The organism is Cupriavidus sp. 22TCCZM01-5 (genome assembly GCF_057798915.1).
In genome coordinates this window covers 37869-62922 of sequence record NZ_JBYOJR010000003.1, presented here as the reverse complement: position 1 = coordinate 62922, position 25054 = coordinate 37869, and the positions used below count along the sequence as shown (strand labels likewise).

Below are 25054 nucleotides of genomic sequence, written 5' to 3'. Positions count from 1 at the left end.
AAGTTTTTTCTGGCGACGCCGAAATTTTTTGTGTTGAGTTATCGATTTTTCGTTGACCAACCACGAAGGTATCGCTAGAATTTGCGCTTCGTTGTTCGGCTCCCTCGAACAACGCAAGTTTGGGAGACGTGGCCGAGAGGTCGAAGGCACTCCCCTGCTAAGGGAGCATCTGGGCCAAAACCTGGATCGAGGGTTCGAATCCCTCCGTCTCCGCCAGAAGACTGCCCGGCCCCTGCGGGGGCCGGGTTCTGGCCTAAAATCGGGCTACTATGTCCGTGCCGCTGTCCCGTCGTTTGTACCAAACGGCGTACCATGGATTGGTGGCTTCCATGAAATACTCCTCCTACATCAAAGTCCGTAAAGGCGCTCCGTATTTTCGGATGGCACGTACCGGCTGACGTGCGTCGTCTGGTCGTCGGCAACGTTCGCAAAGAAGTCTGCTTTCGCCTGCCCACCAATTCGGTCGGCGAGGCCAATCGTACGCCGCCAAGCTGGTCGAATTTTGCACCTCCGTCCTTCAACTTCGAATCCCGGTCAACCCTCAGGGGTCGAGTCGCCACCATCACCGTCGCCGGCGGTCTGCCACCCCAACGCCGAAGGGCTCACCGTCTGTGGAGTTTTCTTGGAGACTGCCCAAAAGCGGGGGCTGACGACCAGCTACCAAGAGGCCAATGAGGCACCTACAATGCGCGCAGGGCTTCCGATCTTGGGCCGGCGACCTTCGTCCTTCAACTTGGGGGTCGCGCTTTCCGCGCAGATTGATACGCTGAGATGCGAACTTTCCAATGTCACCAACGACTTACGGCATAGAAAAATAGCACTGTGGTATTTTTGCAAGTCATTGATATAACGAAGAATTTTCTCTTCAACCGTATCCATTTGCACGGGAAGGACAAATATCCCATATCCAGTCGCGCCAATGGGCAAATGACACCTCGAATGCCCACCGCAAAAAGCTGCTGCCGCCTCTGACCGACCCTGACCTCCCAACCGGTGTGTCTTTGGGTGCATATGAATTTGTGACAGATACGGCTGACAGAATGGCCTTCCGGTCTTTGGCTGCCCTATGTCAAGTGCCTCTGGGTCTGGTTTTGATCCGCTTCTAGCGATACACGAAGAGGCGGTTCGATTAGGTTGTCATTACTTTGACGCTGGCCTTCAATGGGGAGTGGGCATGGTCGCGTCGCTTGTGGCCGTTCCTGGCGACTCCAACCGCCCAGACGATCGCTTCTCGGCGCTGTGGCGGAGGGCATATTCATCGTTCAAAAAATTGACGAGCTACTGTGATGAACACCTTTGCGCTACGCGGTCTGCTCCTTCTAGTCTCAATGTTCACCGCAACTTGGCTATCGGCACAGACGATGGGCGAGGCGGAGAAGAGCATCGAAAAAGGTTCGCTGGAAAAGCGAGTTGATGCCATCGCATCCATTCAGCCGGGTCTTGGCGCCGTAATGCACGAGATGGGTCGCCGCTTTGTCGAAATTTACTGGGCAGCTAATGGCGGAAACTGGGGCCTTGCACAATATGAACTCAAGGAGCTACTGGAAGCGCAAGAGGTTGGTGAGGTAACGAGACCTCAGCGCGCCTCGATGCTAAAAGCAAATGAGCAAACGTACCTATTGCCGCTGAGCAAGGCGATCGAAAAACAAGATATCAACCAATTCAACCGACATTTTTCCGAGGCTGTCAATGGTTGCAACGCTTGCCATACTTCGCTTGGGTATGGATTCATAAAATTCAAAATACCAAAGGCAAAAGATCAGGAATTTCTTGATTTTTCCATGAAGACGAATCCAAGCAAGTAATTGCTGCGCGTCGCAATAAGTGCCGTGTGGCAGGGTTCCCGTTTTTCTGGCGCTACATTCTCTCTTTCCTCAACCGCATTCCGAAGATGGGGGCTGAGGCGCCGGGGGCACCGTTTCGGAAGCCTTTACGACCCATGGATCGCGCAAGACATTTAGGCTGGCGCCAAAAGGCCGACCCGTGAACTTTGGCCTGGATGTCTACGTTCCAAGTGTCGCAGGTTGTCTAGGTTTGTTTGATGCCTGTCCTTGCCAGTTGCGCTGTCCGCGCCTTTCTCGTCAAGTGACCGCGCGGGAAGAAAAGCGGTTTTAAACGCACGTCCAATGCGCGCTAAGGGACTCCTGCCCACGCAGGCTGCGTCCCAGAAGGCCATCGTCAGGTCCTGCTTGCTGGCGTCGATCCGCGGTCACGTGATGATGCCGGCGCGCCAAGCCATGGAGGAAGCTGCGTCAGAGCATCGTGCCGCGTGCCCAAAGCCCCGGAGCCCTGAGCACGTATTGGCTGCCGTGTATGCCACCGTCCATCCAGACCTCGAGCCATGGCCCAACGCTTCGGCGATAGACGAGGGGCGAGTCCTGGAGCAGGCGCCCGGGCGCCCGCCATCGTTGGAGATGACCAGCGCAACTGCACTATGGCGTCCCGACTGCTTGCCGTGGCCTTGCCTTGATGCATATCAACCACGGCGCTCTGCAATAGAGGATCCTTAATTTGAGAGGATTCCGTATCGTTGCTCCACGAAGATCCGTTCGCCAGCCATCGGGCGATTGACGTTTATGCGCCGCTGCTGCGAAGAATCACCGCCGCGGTGCCGGGAGTCGAATCATGACCAACAAGCTTGCCCCACCCAAAGACCTCGTTCACGTCCCCTGCGAGGTCTGTATGAAGGAAGTACCACAGTCCGAGGCGATCGTCCCCGAGGCATGCGACTACGTCGTCTACTTCTGCGGTCTGGACTGCTATGCACAGTGGCGTCGTCAGTTCCCAGAGAAAGTCGTGCAGCAGGAGACTGCGCCGCCTTCCATCGGGCCACCAGCGTGAGCAGGCAATTCCACAACGCTGCCTGGAGCCCCACCGCCAGCGTCGCGGCATCCATGTTGGGACGGGTTATCTCCCGAGCAAAGCGAGCCCTGGTCACCTCTTGCACTGAGGGCTCCAACGGAAGCAGGAGCTGCGGCGAGGATGAAGCTGGCAGTTCGGTGCGGCGCAGTTCAACCGGACTCGTACGGCTGCGATTGGACTATTGGTTGTAATTTCAACGAGACGCCCATCTCGGGTTCGGCCCCGATTTCGCTCTCATGGCGGAGAAACGACGTCTTTAGCTTCCAGTCGACGGGAACGCAGGTCCAGAGTTTCCTGCTGCCGGGTCGCTATGACGCTGGCGAGAGAGAGACTATTGTCGTCCAATAAAACCGCGAGCAAATGCTGACTGCTGCGGAACAGCCTCCGCTAGCGCGACAAACACGAGGGCCGGCGTTTGCGGCAACGGCGAAGCCGCGATGGCCGTCAGTGCAAAGAGTCCGTAGTCGTCAGTAACGCCGGCAATCTGTGTCCGCGTCCACGTACACACCGCTCAACTGGCCACCGGTGCAGCCACATCTGAAGGCGACACTGGCGGTGATGGAGCGCGAATGCCCGCGAGCTTGGTGCGCTTGAGCAACAGCGCATTGACCGCTACCAAGGCAGAGCTGCCGGACATGGACAGTGCAGCAATCGCTGGGCTTAATGTGAACGGGTACAGCACACCCGCTGCCAATGGAAAGGCAATGAGATTGTAGGCGACCGCCCACCATAGGTTCTGGTGCATCTTGCGCAGCGTTGCGCGCGACAGCTCGATGGCCCCGACCACATCAAACGGGTCGCTCTTCATGAGCACGATGTCCGCGCTTTCCATCGCGACGTCCGTGCCGGCGCCAATCGCGAAGCCGACGTCCGCCTGGGTTAGCGCAGGTGCGTCGTTGATGCCATCGCCCACCATGCCAACCTTCTTGCCCTGCGCCTGCAGTTCCTTGACCTTCTCGGCTTTTTGCCCAGGCAACACGTCCGACAGCACTAACTCAATGCCCAAGCTTGCACCGATACGCTCCGCTGTGGCCTTGTTATCCCCAGTCAGCATCGCCACCTGCACGCCTCGTTCACGCAGCTTCTTGACCGCAGCTGCAGAGGTTGGTCGCGTGGCATCGGCAATGGCAATCAAGCCAAACAGTTTTCCGCCGTAGGCGACGTGGATGACCGTCCGGCCCGCACCCTGCATCTGGTCGGCCTTTTCAGTCAGGCCATTCATATCCACCCCGTGTGTGGTCATCAGGACGCGGTTGCCGAGTAGTGCTACTCGTCCGTCAACTACCGCCTTGGCACCCATACCGTCGATATTGGTAAAGTTAGTTGTCGCCAACATCGCAAGGCCGCTAGCTCGTTTGAGAATGGCCTGAGCCAGAGGGTGCTCTGACGCTTGTTCCACCGATGCCGCAAGCGCGAGCATCGCATTTGCATCGACGTCTTGGTGCGCGAAGATATCCACCACATCCGGTTCGCCCATGGTCAGGGTACCCGTCTTGTCGAAGACGACCACGTCAAGCTTGGTGGCATCCTCCAAGGCAGAAGCATTCTTGAACAGAATCCCGTTCATGGCCCCCAGCCCGGTCCCAACCATAACCGCCATCGGGGTTGCCAGCCCAAGCGCATCGGGGCAGGCAATGACGAAGACTGTAATGGTGAGGGTCATGGCAAACAGCAAGGTCTGGCCCAACCAGCCATACCAGATGACAAAAGTCGCTATGCCAATGCCGAGAGCGGCGAGCACGAGCCACTGCGAGGCGCGGTCCGCCAGCAGTTGTGCAGGTGCTTTGGAGTTCTGAGCCTCTTGCACCATCTTCACGATTTGCGCCAGAGCAGTGTCACTCCCGACCCGCGTCGCTCGGTAGCGGAAGCTGCCGCTCTTGTTAATCGTGGCGCCGATGACGCTGTCGCCTGGTCCCTTCCGCACGGGAAGCGATTCTCCGGTCAACATCGATTCATCCACTTGGGATACACCATCGATAATCGCACCGTCAGCAGGAATCTTGTTGCCAGGGCGGATGATAACGATGTCCCCTAGCTTGACATCGGCTGTCGCTATCTCGAACTCGCGGCCATCGCGCAGTACCGTGGCCTTGGGTGGCGCCAGATTCATCAGCGAGCGAATGGCGTCCGATGCGCCAGCACGCGCGCGCATCTCCAACCAATGTCCCAGGAGGACAAATACCAGGAGGACTGCCGAGGCCTCGTAGAACTGCTCTCCCGGAAAGAAGAAAGTCGCTCCGACGCTGAACAGATAGCCCGTACCGACAGAGAGGACAACCAGTGTGGCCATGTTGAGCGTGCCGTCCCGGAGGGCGCGCCACGCGGATACGAAGAAGGGCCAACTTGGATACAGGATGGCCGCGCTCGCCAGCAGGAACAGCCACTGGTTCATGCCCAGGCCGAATGGCGGACTCGGCATGGGAATCTGCATTCCCATCGGCGCGTAGAGAAAGATGGGGATGGTGAACACCAGGCAAATCCAGAACCGGTTGCGCATATCGCGCACCATTTCCCCCATATCCATGCCCGCGCCGTGCCCCATGTCACGGGCCATCTGGCCATGTGTAGTGTGGGCTTCTGCTTTCCCTTTCGCACCGTGTGTAGCCGCATGGATACGGTCCGGGTGTCTGCCAAGCGCGGCTAGCCGGGCTGCTGTGTGCGCGTGCTCGCCAACAATGCCGCTTGCGACGAGGCCGCCCGGCGGGTCTTCTGGCGTGCAGATGTGCCGTGGCACCAGTTCACCATGGCAATGGTGGCCGCACTCTTCGAGCTTCGCCTTGATGGCGCTTAGACTCGTCACCGTATCGTCATACTCGACCGTGGTGCTACCGGAGACGCAGTTGACCTCCACCCGGACAACTCCGGGTAGGCGTGCAAGCTGCTTCTCGACCCCGCGCGCGCTGAGGACAGACAGGAGACCTCCTACTTCGATGATACTAGTCTTCATCTTATCCATCCTTGCTGTACGTGGGTTCGCAACGAGCTACAGCATCACTTCGCAATCGCACCGCTCACCAGATGTTCCTCTGCATAGGGGAACACCACTTCGAGATTGGGACTTATCAGCTCTTTATCTTTGTTCGCATAGTGCAGACGGGTCAGTAAATCCTTGATGACACTGAGGCGCGCGACACGTTTGTCGTCGGCGCGCACGACGTTCCATGGCACGATGTCGCTGGTCCGAGCAAACATCTCGTTGCGCGCCTTGCTGTACTTCTTCCAGAGCGATACTGCTTGCTCGTCGATGGGGCTGACTTTCCATTGCTTTAGCGGGTCTCGACGGCGCTCTTCGATGCGCTTCTTCTGTTCGGCTTTACTGATGTCCAGGTAGTACTTGATAAGACGAATCCCGGAGCGCACGAGCATCCCTTCGAACTCCGGAACGCTTGCCATGAACTCCTCGTGCTCGTCATCAGTGCAGAAGCCCATCACGTGTTCCACGCCCGCTCGGTTGTACCAGCTGCGATTGAAGAGCGTGAACTCGCCAGCGGCTGGGAGTTCGGCGGTATAGCGCTGGAAGTACCAGGAGCCCCGGTCGCGGTCGGAAGGCTTTCCCAGCGCGACCACGCGGGTTTCACGAGGGCTGAGATGTTCGATAATGCGTTTGATGGTGCCATCCTTCCCGGCAGCATCCCTGCCTTCAAAAATCACCAGAATCCGGTCATTGCAGTAGATGAAGTGTTTCTGCAGCTTGACCAGTTCAATTTGCAGCAGGTGGAGGTTCCCCTCGTAGTTCTCATGGGAAATCGCGCTTACCTCGGATGTAGCGCTGTGGCTACTTGCCTTCATTTTCATGATTTCCCTTCCGTACATCTGGCGCAGCGGGCGTGGCTGGGTGGGGCTTCCCGGGTGTTAGCGTGGTGACTTTTTCGGAGAGCAGCAGGTCCAGGGCAGGTCGGTCTACCACCTCCTGTTCGAGGAGAAGCTTTGCCAGTGCGTCAAGCTTGTGCCGATTCGCCAGCAGCGTCTGCTTCACCCGCAGGCTCGCGTCACCCAGAATCTTGCGGACCTCTGCATCAATGATTTGTGCAGTGCTCTCGCTGTACTCCTTCAGGTCACGGGGCATCATGCCCGCTTCGTTGAAGAGCGGATTCCGCATATCCTCATAAGTGGCAAGCCCAAGCTGCTCGCTCATGCCGAACCGCGTAATCATCTGCCGAGCCATGTCGGTGGCACGTTGAAGGTCGTTCTGTGCTCCAGTTGAAACGTCTCCGTAGACAATCTGCTCGGCAATGCGCCCACCCAGCAGGACGTCTAGCCGGTCATACAGTTCGCTCTGCTTCAGGAGATAGCGGTCTTCTGTGGGGGTCTGCTGCGTGTAGCCCAGGGCGGCGACGCCTCGCGGGATAATCGACACCTTGGAGACCCGGTCAGTCCGAGGGCGCAATTCCGCCACGATAGCGTGACCAGCCTCGTGGTAGGCAATGGTTTCCTTTTCCTGCGGATTCATTAGGCGATTCTTCTTCTCGAGTCCGCCTACGATGCGGTCAAGCGCCTCATCGAAATCAGTCATGTCCACCGCGTCTTTGCCCTTGCGAGCGGCAAGAAGCGCAGCTTCGTTGACGAGATTGGCCAGGTCGGCACCAGCGAAACCGGGCGTGCGGGCTGCCAGTTTTGTCAGGTCGACAGTGGGCGCAAGGACGACGTTCTTGACGTGTACCTTGAGAATCTGCTCGCGGCCCTTCAGGTCTGGCCGGTCCAGCGCAACATGACGGTCAAACCGCCCGGGGCGCAAGAGTGCTGGGTCCAGTATTTCCGGCCGGTTGGTCGCGGCCATGATGATGACGCCTTTGTTGGTATCAAAGCCGTCCATCTCGACCAACAACTGGTTCAGAGTCTGTTCGCGCTCGTCGTTGCCGGTAACTGCACCGAGGGCACGGGTTTTGCCCAGCGCGTCGAGTTCGTCAATGAAGATGATGCAGGGTGCCTTGGTCTCGGCCTGGTTGAAGAGGTCGCGAACGCGCGCTGCACCTACGCCGACAAACATCTCCACGAACTCCGAGCCGCTCATGCTAAAAAATGGAACGCCGGCTTCCCCCGCGACTGCCTTTGCCAGAAGCGTCTTGCCAGTTCCCGGTGCACCTAGCAGCAATACCCCCTTGGGAATCTTGCCGCCGAGGCGCCGGTAGCGCAGGGGGTCCTTCAGGAAGTTGACTATTTCCGCGAGCTCTTCCTTCGCTTCGTCGATACCGGCAACGTCGGCAAAGGTCACGCCGGTCTCCTTCTGCATATAGACCTTGGCCTTACTCTTGCCAATTTCCATCATGCCGCCGGCGCCAGCTCCCACTCGTTTAATGAGGAAGCTCCAGATGAAAAAGAACAGTAGTGCAGGGACAATCCATGACAGCAGAGCGCCAATCCATTTGTTGTCGGCCTGCCCGACGAAGCGCACCTTGGCCGCTTCGAGGTCTTGAACCAGATTAGGGTCGTTGACGCGAACGGTCGAGAATGCGTGGTCTCCCTTTCCCTGCTGCAGCATCTCATCGGCCTGTTGTTTGGGAAGCAGATTTTCGATGCCATCGGTGTTCAGCGTTCCGGTGATGGCTCCTTCCCCGAGTGTGACATTCCTGACCTTGCCAGCCTTCAATAAGACCTTGAAATCACTGTACGGTAGCGTCTCGACGTGAGAAGGAGTAAAGAAGCTCTGAAGGACGAGCATCGCTGTGACCGCCGCGAGTATGTACCAAAGGGAAAATTGTTGACGCGGTTCCATGAGGGCCTTTCCATCCTGTGGTCAATCAAAAAGCTCGGCGGCCAGTGCTGTCTGCACGACCACCGAGCCCATCCGGCCTCAACAACGAGCCAGCGTTACACCAAAGTTCAGTCCATGGTGGGAGCTCCATAACCGTCAATGCCATCGGTCGGGGTCAGCGGTCGCTCCTTAGGGTGTTAAAGAGCCAGGCAAAGAAGCTGCCGGCAGCAAAGAACCAGACTGCAAACACAATGGCCGGGTAGATGACGGACCACCAGGACACCGGTTCGCCAGTCTGAAGGCGTCGGAAATCAAGCCCGTGAAAGAGCGCGTTCATGAAGTTCATGAAGGGCTCGGGGACTGCCATCCAGACGAGCGTGCACAAAGCGTAGAAGAGCACGACCGTGGCTGACAACGTCACACCAGTTTTGAAGGGATTCATGGCAGCCTCCAATTGCAACGGGGTTCCCGCCTAGCCTCAGTGAGGCTTGGTCTGAGGCATATCCCCACCGCGGAAGTGCGGGATGAAACCGGGGGTTCTTTGCCGGTATGCCTCATATTCCTGTCCAAATTCCGCCAGTGCGTCCTGCTCCTCTGCCTTGGCAAGGCGAACGTACATCCAGACCAGGATGGGGAACATCGCGAATGTGAGTATCGTGGGCCATTGCAGCAGGAATCCCAACATAATCAGGATGAACGCCACATATTGCGGATGCCGCATACGGGCGTAGAGCCCGGTGGTGGCCAAGGTGTGTTCTTGCTGAGACTTGTACAAGACTCGCCACGCCGCAGATAGCATGAGGAATCCGCCAAAAATCAGGATGTCGCTGGCGATGTGGAAGGGGCCCAGGTGGGGATTGCCCCGCCAGCCGAAAATCATCTCCGGAAGATGGCCGGCATCATGGGACAGGAAGTCGATACCGGGAAACTTCGCCGACAGCCATGGCAACAGGAGATAGATGGTCAGGGGAATCCCATACATCTCGGTGAAGAGCGCCACGATGAACGCCGAGAAGGCTCCAAAGGAGCGCCAGTCCCGAGCGGTCTTCGGCTTGGTAAAGCTGAAGGCAAAGATGAGGAAGACCGCCGAGTTAATAATTACCAGCGACCAAAGGCCGTAGCCGTTTTGTGCGTTGTGTTCCATCATCGCTCTCCCTTGTTGCCCATGTCCTTCGGCTCGTCGCGCTGCCCGTGACCGTGTCCATGGCCGTGATGCATGAAGAGATGCATCAACGGGCAAGCCGCCAGAAGCAGGAACGGCAGGAACTGAATGACGTGAGCCTGGTGCTCCGTCCAGAGGAAGTAGCCAATCACCAAAAGAAAGCCAATCGTGACCAGCTTGGAGCGGGAAATCTTTCCCTCCGTATCGTCTGGGTGCCCGTGACTGCTATGGTCGTGATTCATACCTGCCTCCAACCAGGGGAAGAAACGGGATGTTGCTTAGCAGCAACCGTGGTTGCGATGATGTCGGTGCACATATCTTTCCGGGTCTTGCTGAAAGACCGTGCGGGAAGCTTCGGATTCAAAGAAGAAGGTACGCCCCTCAAAGTTTGAAGTGATGGCGTGCGCGGTATTGACCGTGTTGCCAGTGACGGGGTCGCGGGCAGTGGAGCCGTACTCCTGGGTTGTGTAGCGTTGCCCGCCGTCTTGATTGGTTCGACGGCTCGTGAAGCGCCGCCACGCCATCAGGGCTCCGAGACCCATTCCGCTAAGCAGGAGCCACGTCAGATTTTGTGAGAGCCAGTTCATGTGAAGTCTTCCTCGTCAAGGATTGCCTCTGGCCTTGCGCTCGCGTTCCACGGCCTGTTGAATGTCGCGCTCGCACTGACGCGAAAGCCGCCAGCTAACCCAAACTACGACGAGTGGGCAGGACAGCAGAAAGACGGCGACCAATAGCGTGAGTGGCGATACACCAAACCAGTACACGACGGCGACAGCAAGCAACGTCGCCAGTGCCGCGCAAATCCATGCGACGGTATGTTTCATGTCGCCTCCGTACTGGACTGGCCAAGCCGCACACGCTTAAGCAGCGCGGAGTTGGCTACGACGCTCAATGAGGACAGCGCCATAGCCGCCGCTGCAAAGATAGGGTTCAATAGTCCGAAGGCGGCGACCGGGATGCCAATGGTGTTGTAGACGAATGCCCAGAAGAGGTTCTGCTTGATTTTGCGCATCGTGGCGCGCGAGAGCTCGATAGACGCGACCACATCACGAACATCGTCGCGAATGAGGATGATGCTTCCTGTTTCCTTGGCGACGTCCGAGCCAGAGCCGATGGCAATACCGATGTCGGCTGCTGCAAGGGCGGGCGCGTCGTTCACGCCGTCACCCACCATCGCCACGACTTCGCTCTGCTTCTGCAAGGCCTGAATGGTTTCGACCTTATCTTCCGGCATGACTTCGGCAATCACGCGGTCGATGCCGACCTGCCGGCCGATGGCCTCCGCCGTCCGACGGTTGTCTCCGCTTAACAGCACCACTTTGATGTTGCGTGCCCTCAAGGCGGCGACAGCCTCTTCGGCTTCTGGCTTCACCGTGTCGGCCACTGCGACCACGCCAAGCAGCGTATTACCAGCGCCTACCAGCATGGCGGTCTTTCCGTCGGCCTCGAGCCTTTGCAGCACCGACTCAGCGTCACCGATCGGGATTCCCTGACGCCCAAACAGACGCCGATTCCCGAGCCAAGTCTTTTGCCCGTCGACCTGCCCCTGAATGCCCATGCCTGACAAGGCACTGATGCTGGCAGCCTTGGGAATGGCGAGGCCGCGATGTTGCGCGGCGCGTACGATGGCTTCGCCCAGAGGATGCTCAGAGCCACTTTCGACGGCTGCCGCAAGGGTCAACAGGGTTGATTCCTCGTGATTCGAGAACGAGATGACATCGGTGACAGTAGGCTCTCCCCGCGTAATCGTTCCCGTCTTGTCAAACACGACCGCCGTGAGCTTCTCAGCACGCTCCAGCACTTCACCGCCGCGAATCAGAATGCCGTTATCCGCGCCCTTGCCGACGCCGACCATGAGGGCGGCAGGGGTCGCGACACCGAGGGCACACGGGCAAGAGATGATTAGAACCGCCACAAACGCGAGCAGTCCGTGGGGGAAGTGTCCCGCGACGCTCCAACCCACCAGGGCCAACACGGCAACGGAAACCACGGCGGGCACGAAGTAGCCGGTGACCTGGTCCGCCAGCCGCTGAATCTGCGCGGTACTGGCCTGGGCGTCCTCGACCATCTTGATAATCTGGGCGAGCGCGGTATCGGCTCCAATCTTTGTCGCCTGGAAGGTAAAGGCGCCGCTGCGGTTCAGGGTGCCTCCAATGACGGCAGTACCTGGCTTCTTCTCAACGGGCATCGACTCGCCTGTCAACATTGACTCGTCGACGCTGGACTCACCCTCCACGACCTTGCCATCCGTGGGAATCTTCTCGCCCGGGCGCACGACAACGGCCTCGCCCACCATGATGCTTTCGGCCGGGATTTCCACTTCCTTCCCATCACGCAACACATGCGCGACGGCCGGACGAAGGTCGAGCAAGCGTCGTACCGCCGCCGACGACTTCTTCTTGATGATTTCCTCCATGTACTTGCCAAGCAGCACGAAGGCAATAATGACCGCCGACACCTCAAAATAGACGTCCCGCTCTTCGACCTTAACTGGCAACCAGGTTGGAAAGAACAGCACCACCACGCTGTAGAAGTACGCGACGGACGTTCCCAATGCGATGAGGAAGTCCATGTTGATGTTGCGGGTTCGGATGGCGTTCCACGCGCCCTTGTAGAAGCTCCAGCCGCCGATGAACTGCACTGGCGTGACCAACAAGAACAGCCACATGCCCCACGTGAACCAAGGCAGGGCCGGAATCGGTGCCCACGTCAGCAGGGTGGCGCCGGCTGCCAGGGCCAGGAACGCACCCGCCCGCAGCACAGCAAGCGCGAGGACGCCCGTGAGGGCAATCGTCACGCGTGTCTTCATGGCCTTCAACTCGCTCTCTGGCGATTCGAAAGTCCGTAGACAACTCTCGCTGCAGAAGTAGTACTTGCGGTTGCCACGCTCGGCGGACAGGGCCGTCGCCTTGTCCACCATCATTCCGCAAATGGGGTCCTTGGCGAATTGCTTGGCACCGCCGGTGGTCGCGGGAGCATGGGTGGCCATGCCAGGCGACGGAACGCTCGCACCTGCCGGGGCAGGGTCGTCTGTTGGAGGGGGAATATATTGGGCCGGGTTGGCGAGGAATATCTGCTCGCAGTGGCTGGAGCAGAACCAATAGCGTTTGTGGTCGACTTCCGCGCTGGCGGCCGCTTCCCCGGGAGAAACTTCCATGCCACAAACAGGGTCGCGCACATATTGCTGGCGAGCGGTATCCAGGTGACTTGTCGGTTGGGGCGCGTGCCCACCCATAATGGTGGATTCTTCCCCAACTGTAGGGGTAGCGGACCTGGTCGACATGCCATCCTCCTGGGGGCGATTGGCGGCTGCAAGGCAGGATTTACTTTAATAGTCTCGTCCTTCGGGGAACTTGCTTATTGATGTCAATCAAGGAATCTCTAAGAGGGCGATGCTCGAAAATGGTGCCTTAGTGTATGGAGAAGGCCTTAGAACACCGGAATCGTCCCTGTCGCCAACTCCTTGACCAACGTGGGAAGGTTGGCCAGCTGCTGCCGGAGTAGCTCACGGATTTCCTGTTGCTGAGTCGACGAGAGCCTCTGTTCCGCTACAACATCGATGGCTGCCAGTTGTGGCTGGTTGATTGGCCGGCCAATACCGGAAAGAAGCCGCACTACGACCTCGTTGACGCCGTCAACGTCCGTCGCAATAAGTCCGGCCAATCTGTGGGCCAGCACGTTATAGAGCTTGCCAACATGCGCCGCCGGGTTCTTTCCCGCTGCGGCTTCCAAGGACATTGGCCGATACGGTGTAATCAAGCCGTTGACCCGGTTTCCGCGACCCACCTGGCCGTCATCACCATGCTCCGCGCTCAGTCCAGTGACGGTCAGGTAGATTCCACTTTCATCCCTGGCATCGCGGTCGTCCAGGGTATTGATAGCAACCTCAACCGCCGGTTCGATGCGTTCCGTAAGGTATGACGCAATCTGGCTCTTCACAGTGAAGTATTCATCGACCGCGCTTATATAGCGGTCAACAAACGCCAGCGCGACGGTGAGACGATGATGCCCATCGAGTCGACTACCCATGACTTTGAAGTCATTTCCGGCCGCCGGAAAAGAGGTCATAAATTCACTTGCGCGCAGTAACCGCGCAGCCCAGAGTACAGCTCTTTCAAGGCTGGAAAGTGGCGCGTACCCCACACCGAAGGACGTATCATTCGACAGTGGGACGGATGTGCCGGTGACGCGCTGGAGGTTTGGGGCCGAAGGTCGGAGTATGGGCTCTACCCGAATATCGTCGCCGGCCCCGCCTAAGCAGGCCACGAGATAATCACGAATGGCCTGCTCAACGATTTGCTCAGCCTTGGCAGATGGCAATTCGGTGACCGGGCCCGAGACCACCAAGCGCATAGGTCGCAAGAGCTGCCCGCCACCGAATTTCGGCTCACTCATACCGCCGATGAGGAGCGCCTTGTCGAGATTGAAATGCTGGATTGACCCATAGTCGTCCAGATAGGCACGGCACAGGGCATGGGCTGCAGCCTCGACGGCGCCGTCGCAAAGGCTGTCTGGGTGCCCGACGCCTTTGTGCTCGCACATCTCGGTCTGGTCCATCCACCGCGACGGCGCAGTTGAGACGGAAATCGCAATGCTCTCGGCTGCCGGCATCACCTACCCCAATAGGCACCAGATAGAGTCATTTTATGCAGCCGGCCAAGTGCGCGGACGCTCGGTCCGCCCATTGCTTGTCGATGTTGAGGCAAATCAAGCAATCGGCCCGCCACACAACCTAGGATGAGTGATGGAAACCCGATTTTTGATAGGGCAAGCTGTATCCTGCACGCTCACGGTACGAATTGTTGGCTCTGCAGGCGACGGCAGCGAAAGAACGGGGGTGTCTCGTGCGCAAGCTATGGTTGGTACTGGCGGCAATGCTCCTGGTAAGTCTGACAGGATGCGGCTACAACACAATTCAGTCGCAGGATGAACAGGTCGAGGCAAGCTGGTCGGAGGTTGTAAACCAGTACCAACGCCGGGCCGACCTGGTGCCGAATCTCGTGAACACCGTGAAAGGCTACGCCAGCCATGAGCGTGAGGTTCTGACAGCGGTGACAGAGGCGCGAGCACGCGTTGGCACCATCCAGGTCACGCCCGAGACCCTGAATGACCCGAAGGCGTTCGCCCAATTCCAGGCCGCGCAGCAGCAGTTGTCGGGGACCTTGTCCAGGCTTCTGGCAGTTTCCGAGAACTACCCACAACTGAAGGCCGACGCGGGCTTCAGGGATTTGCAGTCCCAACTCGAGGGTACCGAGAATCGGATAACCGTCGCGAGAAACCGGTATATCCAGTCCGTTCAAGCGTACAACGTGACCGTGCGTTCGTTGCCTTCAAATCTGACGGCAATGGCTTTTGGCTTCAAGGAGAAGCCCAACTTCACGGTGGCAAGCGAGACGGCAATAGCCAAGCCACCGCAAGTTGAATTCGGTGCCGCTCCGGCCAGTGCCCCTGGGAGTGCCAAGTGAAATGGCTTCCGGTTGCAAGAGGCCTGTTTCTGGCCTTTCTGGCTTTTGTGTCTCTGGGTGCGGCGGCGGATGTTGCCGTTCCCGCCCTGACGGCGCGGGTGACCGACCTGACCGGCACGCTGACAAGCGAACAAAGGGCTGCCCTCGAACAAAGACTGCAAGCTTTCGAGAGTGAGAAGGGAAGTCAGATAGGGGTACTGATGGTCCCCACAACGCAACCCGAGGACATTGCGCAGTACTCCATGCGCGTGGTCGAGCAATGGAAGCTCGGGCGGAAGGGAACGGATGACGGCGCGCTGCTCATCATCGCCAAGGACGACCGGACAGTCCGCATCGAGGTTGGCTACGGACTGGAAGGCGTACTCACCGACGCCATGAGCAAGCGCGTCATCAGCGATGACATCGTTCCGCGCTTCAAGCAGGGGGACTTCTATGGCGGCGTCACGGCTGGCGTCGAACGCATCATCGGTGTCATCAACGGCGAGCCGTTGCCCCCACCGAGGCCATCAAGAGGCGAGCGCGGCGATGACTCGGTGCGGCAATTCCTGCCAGTCATACTGGTGCTGACGCTCGTAGTGGGTGGAATGCTGCGCTCCCTCTTTGGCAGAGGCCCAGGTGCCGTTGCTACCGGAGGCGTTGTCGGCATTATCGGATGGCTACTTTCCGGAGCAATCGCTGTCGGCGTAATGGCTGGCGCTATTGCGCTCTTCTTTACGATGTTTGGTGGCTCCCACATGGGCTTGCGGGGTATTGGCGGTCGTGGCGGCTTCGGTGGCGGGTCCGGACGAGGCGGATTTGGTGGTGGCGGTGGTGGCTTTGGCGGCGGTGGCGCCTCGGGGAAATGGTAATGGCGAATCTCCAGCGCATGGCGCGACATCTCCTGATGACGCACTGGCGAGTCAGGCGGACCTTCCCGCGCGAAACCTTACTCGCAATCGAGCAGGCCATCGCGACAAGCGAGTCCACCCACATCGGACAGCTGCGATTCGCCGTAGAGGGAGCGCTGAGCTGGTCGGGCCTGCTCAAGGGACTTTCTGCCCGTGACCGTGCCATTGAAGTGTTCTCGCAACTGCGAGTCTGGGATACTGAACACAACAATGGCGTTCTGATTTACCTCTTGCTGGCAGACCGCAGCGTTGAGATTGTTGCTGATCGTGGCATCCATGCGAAGGTGCAGCGAGGAGAGTGGGACGCCATTTGCCGAGAGATGGAGGACGCCTTTCGCCGGAAAGAATTCCAGCTGGGAGTGCTTCGAGGCATAGAGGCCATTGGCAACCTCCTGGCGAGATACTTTCCCGCCGGTGTTGGCGGCACGGACGAATTGCTCAACACGCCAGTGATTCTGTAAGTCGCGATAGTCCGCGCGGAGTTCTTGGCGGAGAACAGACTTGACGCCACTCGGAATACCTCACGAGGCCACGGTCTTGGTGGCAGCACTGACGGTCGGTCTCCTGATTGGCTTGGAGCGTGGATGGCATGAGCGCGAATTGCCCGAGGGCGCGTAGCCGGCCTGCGCACATTTGCCTTGACGGGTCTCTTTGGCGGGGTTCTTGGCAACCTGTTTCCGGAATTTGGCGCTTGGCCCTTGCTTGGCGAACTGGCTACCATCGAACAGGCATTCGAAGAGTTTCTGGAATCCCTGCGGGAGACCGCCACACCATCCGTCGTGGCGAATATTGAAGAATACTTCCAAGGCTTGCTTCCTATCAAGCAATGAGTGTGGTCCACAACTCGGAGAGCTCCGACTAGGACCTTCCTGCCAACACAACCTTGTCTTATATCAAGCTTGCTTCTTCGACGGGCAATAGTCTTATGAAAGGGATGCCCGTCTGGGACGTGTGGCGCGAGTTCCAGAGAGAGCTTCGATTTCGAATCACATCTATGGGCGGGGATGCTCAGTTTGGCAATGTTGGCCTTGGGTTCTTTGTTGGTCGAACGGAGGAAGTGAAATGAACAAGAAACAATTTTTCGTGGCAATGTTCTCCGCCGGCGTGCTTTCGATTACGCCAGTTCTTGCCCAGCAAAGTAAGTCCGCCACGAAGGGCGCTCAGTCACAGCAACAGCAATCCAATGTCGCTGAGTTCGACAAACAGATGGCGCAGGTCCAGGAGAACATGCGGAAGATGCAGGAGCAGATGGACAAAATTCGTCAGACTCAGGACCCGCAGGAGCGTCAAAAGCTACTGCAAGACCACTGGACAACCATGCAGGCGACGATGGCCATGATGCATGAGATGTGGGGCGCAGGAATGATGGGCGGCGGGCACATGATGGGACGCGGCATGATGGGTGGGCCTATGATGGGCTGGGGCCAGATGGGCGGCTACTATTCAAAACTCACGCCTGAGCAAATGAAGCAGCGACAGTACATGATGGACCAGTACATGGGCATGCAGCAGATGATGATGAATAACATGATGCAGCATCAGTACATGATGATGCCGCCGGCACGGTAGCCAGGAAACACGCCAAGGACTGCGGAGCGGCTCGAAGTAACTCGGTCGGTGTGTATGTATAACGGCGCAGATACCAGGGCCACCCGCCTGCGCCAGCCACCGGCCAGGACAAGTCTGCCCGATTTTTTTCTGCGCCGCGCCACCACGGCCAATGTCAGGGGCCGGATGCGGGACTTCAACCGCTTTCTGCGCTTGAGGGAGATTGCAATGCGGAAATATGGCTGGGAGCCGTAACGTCAATCGTGATCTTCGGGCAACGCGCAGGCGTCGGGAAAACATCGTATCCGCACCCGATACTCATAGGGAGAAGGTCATGGCTACCACCATCAGAGACTATCCCCTGCTGGTCTTCCTGGTGACGTTCAGTCTGCTCTGGTTAGCAGAGAAGATCGGAGCGATGGCCATCCGCGGCTTGCGCGGACCGGCCGAGAACGTGCGGCAGGATGTGGGCATCATTCAGGCTGCGGTACTCACGCTGCTCGGGCTACTGATTGGCTTTTGTTTTGCCATGGCGGTCAGCCGTTATGATCAGCGAAAACTTTATGAAGAGGCCGAGGCCAACGCCATCGGGACTGAGTATGTACGCGCGGGATTGTTGCCGGCGGCGGGTGGGGAGCAGGTGCGCAGCCTGCTTCGCGAATATGTGCAGCGCCGTCTGGCGTTCTTTACGGTCCATGACGCCCGCAAGCTTCAGCAGATTGACACTGCCACCGCAGCTCTGCACGCCCGTCTATGGTCGGTCGTGGAACGCAATGCGGCAGATAAACCGAATGTCATCATCGGACTGGTTGTTGCTGGCATGAACGACGTGCTGAATGCGGAAGGCTATACCCAGTCATCCTGGTGGAACCGGATTCCGGACTCAGCCTGGACGCTAATGCTTCTGGTGGCCGCATGCAGTAACGCACTGGTTGGATACGGCCTGCGCAAGGCCGAGTCGACGGGCAATCTGCTGCTGGTATTGCCAATGGTGGTAGGCGTTTCATTCGCCCTGATTGCCGACATCGATAGTCCCCGCGGTGGGCTGATCCATGTGGAGCCATATAACCTCATGCGTCTGGCTTCGTCGATTCACGCGCACTAGAGGCTAGTTCGACCATCCTAGTGTTGGGGCACTGGGGCTTGGTCGGACAGTTACGATATATCCATTGCGCCACAGTGCGCGGCTAGATGGGCCGACTTTGATCCAGCCCAAGCTCTGGAGCGAACCAGACACTAGTCTGGAACTAGGCGTGCTGCGGCAATGGTCGGGTCACAGTCGACATTGTAAGTTCAGGCGCCACCTCATCGATCACGGAGAGAAAGATCATGATCAGAAAGATTGTCCCAATCCTGACTGCGGCTTCCTTGGCTGCGCTTGGCACGCAAGTTGTTCACGCACAGAAGAACTACACGGACGGCGGCGATCTGTACGGAGGAAGCCACGCTGCAAAGTCGAAGACGCAGAACCAGGCAAAGGCCGGCAAGCCCGATCCTTATACCGACGGAGCGAAGCAGTCAACCAAGGCCGGCCTGGCCGAAAGCGGGAATAAGCCGGACACCGGTACGAGTGCAGCGAGATCTGGCAAGTTCGACCCATATAGTGAAGGGGCAAAATCCGGCAAGTTCGACCCGTATACAGAGGGTGTCAAGAAGCCGGATGAGAAGGCCCAGTAAGCTTTGAGCCGGGCCATCCGTTACGTCCAGTGCACGCCGGTTCGTCCCCTTGTGTTGATCGCAACAGGGCCAATAACATGTACCATCGAATTTTGGTTGCTCTTGATGGCGGCGAAGCGAGCGACGTTGCACTGGATCACGCTATCGTGATTGCGCAAGCTACAGGGGCGGAAGTGGAGGTCATGTCTGTGGTCGATGAAAGTGCTCCGTTCCTTGACATGATGGGTACGGACCCTGTCCGACTGGCACAGGATCTGGCGACTGCGGGAGAGGGCGTAGTTGCAGCAGCCGCCACGAGGCTCAATCGGGCGGGAGTTCGATACGTCACGCGCTTGCTAGGCAAGCATGCAACCCAGCAAGACATCGCTGCAACGATTGTCGCGGAGGCCGACGACTGGTTAGCGGATCTGATCGTGATGGGGGATAACGGGCACCGCGGGATGACCCGTCCGCGCATAAGTAGCGTTGTCCGCGAAGTCATGGCGCTAAGCAGTCAGCCACTGCTTCTGGCACGATCGCGGAGATGCAGCGAGCCAGCTCCAGAGTGAAGTAGCGGATAGTGCAATATCACGGGCCATATAGTCCTGCCATTGTCACTAGAGGTGCGTGCCGGTACGGCCAAGCCGTACCGGCACGCCCTCATGGTTCCTCAGACCTTGCGTCGATGCGTCCTTCGCGAATCGCTGCCACGAAGGCGCGGAAGTCGCTGCGGTTCTGTGAGCAGTATTCCGTCGCGAATTCGCAAATCGCATCATCAAAGGTCTGGCCGGAGCCCATGTAGCCTGCGATCATGGCGGCGTCGCCCGAACGTGCGTGCGCGCGTGCAAGGGCGTGTGCACACATGCGAGCGTACTGCCTGAGCATGCCTGTATCCCAGTCTTCAATCACCGCAGAAAGCTTCATGTCGCGAAGTTGGCGTACATAGAAGTCGCGTCCGTTCCCGCCGCGCGTCCAGCCCAGGAATACATCGCTGGCAGCCTGCATGAGGCGCTGGCCGGCGATAACGCGCTGGCCGTGGTTGGCATGCAGGCTCTTACCCGCATAGGGCTCCAGAACGGAAGCACGGGCCTCCTTCACCTGCAAGAAGAGGGGATCGTTATCGGCGGCGAGAAACAGCCCCACGCCACACATGGTTCCGACGCTGCCGACGCCAACGACCTTGATGGCCATGTCGAAGAAGTGGAACCGGTTGAACAGAACACGGACATGCTCCGCCAGGCTTTCCCGATAGATTGCTATGGCCTCCGAATAGTCCGATGCAAGGCCAGGTGCAAGTTCATCGGTTGGGTGGAAGATCAAGGGAGGCTCATCTTTGATTCTCGGTCTTTCGCCTTCTTCCGATACCAGCTTGGGGTAGAGATGGTCCGCGACTGTCTTTTGCCTTTCCGCCTCGATACGCTGCGCAAGGCGCTTTCGGGCGACAGCGACAATCTCTGGGTCTCCACTGCGATCCTCATACTTTTGCAGGTCGATCCGGTCATACCAGACGTCGAGAGCGCGCATCCATCCATAGTTGAACATGCGTTCACGATACTCGCGCACGAGATCGGTGACCACGCGGGCGGCTTCGCTCTTTGGCAGCGCGAGATGCTCCGCGGCAATGGCCACACTGGCCGCAAGCCGCTTAAGATCCCACTCGAACGGCGCCGGCAAGGTTTCGTCGAGATCGTTGATGTCGAAAATGATGTTGCGCTCGGGAGTAGCAAATCCGCCAAAATTCATCAGATGTGCATCACCGCACGCCTGTACTCGTATTCCACTGGAAGGCGTGGTGGCCAGGTCGGCCGCCATGAGCGACGCAGATCCGCGGTAGAAGGCAAAAGGCGATGCCGCCATCCGGCCGTATCGGATCGGGACTAGGTCCAGAATCCGTCCGGCATTGGATTCGTTTAGCAGTTCAACCGGGTCGCGGCGACCTTCCCGAGCCTGCCAGCCGGCATGCGAGCTGCGGGCTACGGCGTCGCGCATCGCCCTTCCTTTGGCTGCGCGCTCGTCAGCAGTTAGGTAGCTCTTGGCCTCCTGAGACGCATTGACCAGGTTTTTGGCTTTTTCCGGTTTGTTCATGACGAGTTCCTTCTGTCAGGATCCCTTCGGCGAGGCGGGGTCAGCAGACCTCGCCGCAGTCCTGGGGGAGGATTGTGGTTGCCTTATGCCTGATCTGCACTTAGGCCGATTCTGTTGCGCATCGTGTCGCGGGGCCCTCCGTGACGGATGCTCTGAATTCGTCGATTGCGTCCGAGACCGAGATGCGGCGTCCGAAGTATCCGACTTGCTCCTCGAGTCCTTCCGCCCGGAGCATGCCCCTCACGCTGGCGTGCGCGGCAACCAGGCGCAAGGCGATTCCAGCAGCCTGTAGTTCAATTGGTGACCAGATGCCGCCGCCAGCCGGGCACGCCGGCAGCAGATTAAGGCTAGTTTCCGTGCAAGCTGTGAGGTTGATCCAAATCAGTAAGCGGCATTTGTCAGGCCTGACTTGAGTGCAAACAACACCAAACAACACTTGACGTAGCGCAGAGGAGCTCTCGCCGAGCGAACTAGGCTCGACACGAAAACAGACGAGCTCAATATCTAAGCGGCGGAGCAAGGCGAGGATGGCCTGCGCACGCGTGGGCGCTGAATTGCAGGGTCGAACCTCATATTGGTTCGGGGCTCAGGAGATGTTTCCTTGCATTTATCAGCAAAGAACTACGCGCTCGCAATAAGGTTTCTTCAAATCTCGAAGTCGCTTCGCGAAGAAGATCAATGTCGAGGTCGCTAGGCGAAGCGGCTGACTGCAGCATATCAATCTCGCTGTAGATACCTGCAATCAGGCGAAAGTATAGAAATCCGAAACCCGAAGTAAGATTCTCTACATCAAAGCGTAAGGACAGTGCTCCGCTCAGAAAATCCCTTCGCAATTGAGGTCGCCAGACGTTCAGACCACTAACTTCGCCAAGTCGGGCCACCACAGCACGCGAGCGGCGGCTCCGCGCCTGGGAACTCTCAAGGTTGTGTCAACCACACTGCCATCGTACTCAGCGATCAGGCGATAGCGTCCCGGTGCCAAGCGGATTAGTATGAATGGGCCGTCCGCATACGCCTTGATAACCAGAGAGCCATTGGGTCGGTAGATATTAGTCCTCACCCCGGCAATCCATGCCCGCTGTTTGCCGGCAAACGCCAGGCAGAGATTGTAGAGTCCCGCCACGTCGTGCATATCGATGGACTGATCCGGGTCTGCGCGGCCGCTTAAGTAGTCGACGCCGTTTGCAGTGGGACGATGCCTCGCGCTCAGTCGCCGGTGTGCCGCGCAAGCGCCAACGCCGACAGGCATCAGTTCATCCCTCGCGATCCGGTGCTCGCGATCCAAGCCGCCGTTATGCCTGCCAGGCGACGAGGCTTGTGGTCCATGCATGGGGATCCGCGCTGCCCGTGGGCCGACGCCGTAGGCGAATGCGGCATTCGACAGACAAGTGATTGTCAGTGCGGACAGGCAGGCCAGTGCGAATCGTGAATGGTCCATGGCGAGCCTTCGTATGGTTGCCGGGTGCTTGGGGCAAGGCAACGTTGCGTGGCGACCGGCAGCGGCCAGGGACATGCACTGGTCAGCACGACGGTGAGCCCCTGAATTTTCTGGCGCAAACGGCCTGATGTGTGCAGTCAATCCGGGGGTAAGTGCCTACGCGGAAAACCGGAAATGACCGCTATGCAGGACGATGTTGCGGGCTCCGGTCATCTCGAATACGCCACGGGCAACCTTTTCAATCGCGTTGCGATGCGTTGCGAAGGCGGACGCCAGGTCTTCATACAGATAGGACCGTGCACCGAAATGGTCCTCCAACGCCTCCGCAGTCACCTCAAACGTGGCGGCGGCTCCGTCGATCTGTGCCGGGCACTGAAGGCTAGGACCTGCCGCGCAATAGGTCGGCGCCGATTCGGGAAAAATAACTTGGTTCATGGCAACAATCCTGCATGCAAGCGGCTGACCACTATTGCTCCGCGTCGCTGCGCGCGAGCAGAACAGGAAGCGTACTCCGACCGACTACGCCTTGCGAAACGCTTCCCATGACAAGGCGCCGAATCCCCCGGCGTCCGTGCGTTCCCATCACGATCAGGTCGGCCCTCCACTTTGCGGCTTCCGAGACGATGGTCGGCAATTAGGTCGGCCGAGTTCGTACACTCGAGCAGCCGGGTGACGCACGGAATCCCTGCTGCACAGATTCGGTCGGCCGTCTCCGCAAGGATCTCGCGTCCATGGGTTGTGACCTTCCTGAGGACACCGGTTGAATTCCCATAGCTCACCTCGAACGGAAAGTCACTGTCGTCCACGACGAAGAGAACCCTGATCTCAGCGCCGGTGGCCTTGGCGACAGTAATGGCCTGTTCGATTGCAAGCTCTGCTGACCGGCTGCCACGGCTAGGAGGATTCGCTGAAACATGGTGATGCGGCCCCTTCCGAGGATCCTGCCTCAAGGCTAGATGGCTTGGGCCGGTGGGGCTTGACATGTATCAAGCCGAATGAGGTTGTGGCGATGGGGGCGGTCGCCAGTACGAAGCTTGACGTGTGACAAGTCCCCGCATGCATAGGAATCTACATTGAATCGCGGAAGAGTAGGTTTCATCTGCGGAGGCGGTGTGACGCGCACGATGCTGCAATCAATGACCGTGCCTGTCCTGCTGTCGCATTGACCATCCGCGGCATGGGAGGACGACCATGAACACGATTTCAGCAGTGCGCGCGAGGGCGATAGTCGTGCGGCGCTGCCTGTTGCCGGTAACGCTGCTTTGCTGCGGCGCCTGCACATCAATTCCGAATTTCCTGCGCCCCCCTCAGCCGCGGGCCTCCTTGGCACCAGCACATTATGCAGCGCAGAGTTGCGAAAGCACCACCCAATCGGGCGCTGGCGGACTACCGGCAAGGTCGATCGGATAGCCTGACAAGGGAGAAGCCATGGACTACAAGACTGTGCTTGTCGCTTTGGGCACGGATGCCGGTTGCGCAGCGCGGGTTCGCATGGCTGCCGAACTTGCTGCACGGTTTGGCGGACAAGTGGTCGGAGTCAGCGCTACAGGCATACGGATGGATCCCCTGTTCCGCGCCGGGGAGGATGCAGCAAGGCACGCGGAAGCGGCGCGGCAAAGCCGCCTGGCGCATACGGCGGAATCCGGCGAGCTGCTGGGTGAGGTGGTCAGTCAGGCGGCTTGTGGCACCGCATACACGCATCACGTTGTTGAAGACGAGTGGGGCTGGGTCATGGCGCAGGAAGGACGCGTTGCCGACATCATCATCCTGGGCGGCTTGCTGCCGCCCGGTGACAGCGCGATGGAGCGCACCGCGGAGTATGTGCTGCTGAATGCGGGCCGCCCGGTTCTGTTCGTGCCGCCGCATCCCGTGCGCTTGCATGGGGGACACATGGTGATTGCATGGGATGGAAGCCGTGAAGCGGCGAGAGCCGTCGCGGATGCCATGCCGCTGCTGCTTTGCGCCAGCAAGATAACGATCCTTGCCGTCTGGGACGAACACGGAACCCCGGATGCCAATAGCGAGCCGGTTGCCGGCTTGCGCCAATATTTGCGGCGCCATGGCGTCATTGCCGGTGTCCGTACGGAACAGACCGCACAGTCAGTCGGCACGGTGATACTCGAAGCACTACCGGTGCTTGGCGCAGACATGCTAGTAGCCGGGGGTTACGGTCACGGCCGTGTACGCGAGCTGATCCTGGGCGGCACGACGCGGGCCCTGATGCACGCGTGCCAGATCCCGCTGCTACTGTCTCACTGA

At 58.8% G+C, this 25054-nt stretch carries 24 protein-coding genes and 1 tRNA gene; 12 read left to right on the top strand and 13 right to left on the bottom strand.

What is annotated here, in order from left to right:
* Nucleotides 1–122: 122 nt before the first annotated feature.
* The 3 genes from AC3FNH_RS03890 (at nucleotide 123) to AC3FNH_RS03880 (ending at nucleotide 2841) form a co-directional block, all read left to right on the top strand.
* Nucleotides 123–216: transfer RNA gene (locus AC3FNH_RS03890), tRNA-Ser, on the top strand.
* A gap of 1070 nt (nucleotides 217–1286) precedes the next feature.
* Nucleotides 1287–1805, top strand: coding sequence for a hypothetical protein (locus AC3FNH_RS03885; protein WP_488719133.1), 519 nt, complete (start codon nucleotides 1287–1289; stop codon nucleotides 1803–1805).
* Between the two features lie 820 nt (nucleotides 1806–2625).
* Nucleotides 2626–2841 carry a DUF3330 domain-containing protein gene (locus AC3FNH_RS03880; RefSeq protein ID WP_488719132.1) on the top strand — a complete coding sequence of 72 codons (216 nt, stop codon included), beginning with the start codon at nucleotides 2626–2628 and terminating at the stop codon, nucleotides 2839–2841.
* 532 nt (nucleotides 2842–3373) lie between these two features.
* Here AC3FNH_RS03880 and AC3FNH_RS03875 read toward each other — a convergent pair.
* The 10 genes from AC3FNH_RS03875 to AC3FNH_RS03830 all read right to left on the bottom strand — a co-directional run bounded on the left by AC3FNH_RS03875 (nucleotide 3374) and on the right by AC3FNH_RS03830 (nucleotide 14327).
* Nucleotides 3374–5809: a heavy metal translocating P-type ATPase gene (locus AC3FNH_RS03875; protein WP_488719131.1), complete on the bottom strand. Its 2436-nt coding sequence runs from the start codon at nucleotides 5807–5809 to the stop codon at nucleotides 3374–3376.
* Between the two features lie 44 nt (nucleotides 5810–5853).
* A complete protein-coding gene (ppk2, locus tag AC3FNH_RS03870; RefSeq protein ID WP_488719130.1) occupies nucleotides 5854–6657 on the bottom strand; it encodes a polyphosphate kinase 2 in 804 nt (267 codons plus the stop codon).
* On the bottom strand, nucleotides 6638–8575 hold the full coding sequence (ftsH, locus tag AC3FNH_RS03865) for an ATP-dependent zinc metalloprotease FtsH (RefSeq protein WP_488719129.1): 1938 nt from the start codon (nucleotides 8573–8575) through the stop codon (nucleotides 6638–6640). The genes ppk2 and ftsH overlap by 20 nt, the downstream gene beginning before the upstream one ends.
* A 154-nt stretch (nucleotides 8576–8729) precedes the next feature.
* Nucleotides 8730–8996, bottom strand: a complete 267-nt coding sequence (locus tag AC3FNH_RS03860) for a DUF5676 family membrane protein (protein WP_488719128.1) — start codon at nucleotides 8994–8996, stop codon at nucleotides 8730–8732.
* A gap of 36 nt (nucleotides 8997–9032) precedes the next feature.
* Complete coding sequence (locus tag AC3FNH_RS03855; RefSeq protein ID WP_488719248.1) at nucleotides 9033–9698, bottom strand: methyltransferase family protein; 666 nt, start codon at nucleotides 9696–9698, stop codon at nucleotides 9033–9035.
* Nucleotides 9698–9958, bottom strand: coding sequence for a DUF2933 domain-containing protein (locus AC3FNH_RS03850; RefSeq protein ID WP_488719127.1), 261 nt, complete (start codon nucleotides 9956–9958; stop codon nucleotides 9698–9700). Before AC3FNH_RS03850 ends, AC3FNH_RS03855 begins: the two co-directional genes overlap by 1 nt.
* Before the next feature lie 36 nt (nucleotides 9959–9994).
* The gene (locus tag AC3FNH_RS03845; RefSeq protein WP_488719126.1) at nucleotides 9995–10303 is read right to left on the bottom strand and encodes a YHS domain-containing protein; all 309 of its coding nucleotides are present in this window, start codon (nucleotides 10301–10303) and stop codon (nucleotides 9995–9997) included.
* Between the two features lie 15 nt (nucleotides 10304–10318).
* Nucleotides 10319–10540: a hypothetical protein gene (locus AC3FNH_RS03840; RefSeq protein ID WP_276097794.1), complete on the bottom strand. Its 222-nt coding sequence runs from the start codon at nucleotides 10538–10540 to the stop codon at nucleotides 10319–10321.
* On the bottom strand, nucleotides 10537–12999 hold the full coding sequence (locus AC3FNH_RS03835) for a heavy metal translocating P-type ATPase (RefSeq protein ID WP_488719125.1): 2463 nt from the start codon (nucleotides 12997–12999) through the stop codon (nucleotides 10537–10539). The genes AC3FNH_RS03840 and AC3FNH_RS03835 overlap by 4 nt, the downstream gene beginning before the upstream one ends.
* Before the next feature lie 146 nt (nucleotides 13000–13145).
* Nucleotides 13146–14327 carry a methionine adenosyltransferase gene (locus AC3FNH_RS03830; RefSeq protein ID WP_488719124.1) on the bottom strand — a complete coding sequence of 394 codons (1182 nt, stop codon included), beginning with the start codon at nucleotides 14325–14327 and terminating at the stop codon, nucleotides 13146–13148.
* A 263-nt stretch (nucleotides 14328–14590) separates the two neighbouring features.
* On the opposite strand from AC3FNH_RS03830, the gene AC3FNH_RS03825 reads away from it, so the two are divergent.
* The 8 genes from AC3FNH_RS03825 (at nucleotide 14591) to AC3FNH_RS03790 (ending at nucleotide 19841) form a co-directional block, all read left to right on the top strand.
* Complete coding sequence (locus AC3FNH_RS03825) at nucleotides 14591–15181, top strand: LemA family protein (RefSeq protein ID WP_488719247.1); 591 nt, start codon at nucleotides 14591–14593, stop codon at nucleotides 15179–15181.
* Complete coding sequence (locus AC3FNH_RS03820; protein WP_488719123.1) at nucleotides 15178–16029, top strand: TPM domain-containing protein; 852 nt, start codon at nucleotides 15178–15180, stop codon at nucleotides 16027–16029. The genes AC3FNH_RS03825 and AC3FNH_RS03820 overlap by 4 nt, the downstream gene beginning before the upstream one ends.
* Nucleotides 16029–16529, top strand: a complete 501-nt coding sequence (locus AC3FNH_RS03815; RefSeq protein WP_488719122.1) for a TPM domain-containing protein — start codon at nucleotides 16029–16031, stop codon at nucleotides 16527–16529. The genes AC3FNH_RS03820 and AC3FNH_RS03815 overlap by 1 nt, the downstream gene beginning before the upstream one ends.
* Before the next feature lie 177 nt (nucleotides 16530–16706).
* A complete protein-coding gene (locus AC3FNH_RS03810; RefSeq protein ID WP_488719121.1) occupies nucleotides 16707–16898 on the top strand; it encodes a hypothetical protein in 192 nt (63 codons plus the stop codon).
* A 232-nt stretch (nucleotides 16899–17130) separates the two neighbouring features.
* Nucleotides 17131–17637 carry a hypothetical protein gene (locus AC3FNH_RS03805; RefSeq protein WP_488719120.1) on the top strand — a complete coding sequence of 169 codons (507 nt, stop codon included), beginning with the start codon at nucleotides 17131–17133 and terminating at the stop codon, nucleotides 17635–17637.
* A 313-nt stretch (nucleotides 17638–17950) separates the two neighbouring features.
* Nucleotides 17951–18721 (top strand): bestrophin-like domain, encoded by a 771-nt coding sequence (locus AC3FNH_RS03800; protein WP_488719119.1) that lies wholly within the window; start codon nucleotides 17951–17953, stop codon nucleotides 18719–18721.
* Nucleotides 18722–18945: 224 nt separating this feature from the next.
* A complete protein-coding gene (locus AC3FNH_RS03795; RefSeq protein WP_488719118.1) occupies nucleotides 18946–19293 on the top strand; it encodes a hypothetical protein in 348 nt (115 codons plus the stop codon).
* 77 nt (nucleotides 19294–19370) lie between these two features.
* Entirely contained in the window at nucleotides 19371–19841 is a 471-nt protein-coding gene (locus AC3FNH_RS03790; protein ID WP_488719117.1) for a universal stress protein, read from the top strand.
* A 91-nt stretch (nucleotides 19842–19932) separates the two neighbouring features.
* On the opposite strand, the gene AC3FNH_RS03785 is transcribed toward AC3FNH_RS03790, so the two are convergent.
* The 3 genes from AC3FNH_RS03785 to AC3FNH_RS03775 all read right to left on the bottom strand — a co-directional run bounded on the left by AC3FNH_RS03785 (nucleotide 19933) and on the right by AC3FNH_RS03775 (nucleotide 23378).
* Nucleotides 19933–21357 carry a DUF2252 domain-containing protein gene (locus AC3FNH_RS03785; RefSeq protein ID WP_488719116.1) on the bottom strand — a complete coding sequence of 475 codons (1425 nt, stop codon included), beginning with the start codon at nucleotides 21355–21357 and terminating at the stop codon, nucleotides 19933–19935.
* A gap of 1594 nt (nucleotides 21358–22951) precedes the next feature.
* Complete coding sequence (locus AC3FNH_RS03780; protein ID WP_276097784.1) at nucleotides 22952–23230, bottom strand: DUF1488 family protein; 279 nt, start codon at nucleotides 23228–23230, stop codon at nucleotides 22952–22954.
* Between the two features lie 31 nt (nucleotides 23231–23261).
* On the bottom strand, nucleotides 23262–23378 hold the full coding sequence (locus tag AC3FNH_RS03775; protein ID WP_488719246.1) for a universal stress protein: 117 nt from the start codon (nucleotides 23376–23378) through the stop codon (nucleotides 23262–23264).
* 845 nt (nucleotides 23379–24223) lie between these two features.
* Between AC3FNH_RS03775 and AC3FNH_RS03770 the strand changes: the two genes are divergently transcribed.
* Nucleotides 24224–25054 carry a universal stress protein gene (locus AC3FNH_RS03770; RefSeq protein ID WP_276097782.1) on the top strand — a complete coding sequence of 277 codons (831 nt, stop codon included), beginning with the start codon at nucleotides 24224–24226 and terminating at the stop codon, nucleotides 25052–25054.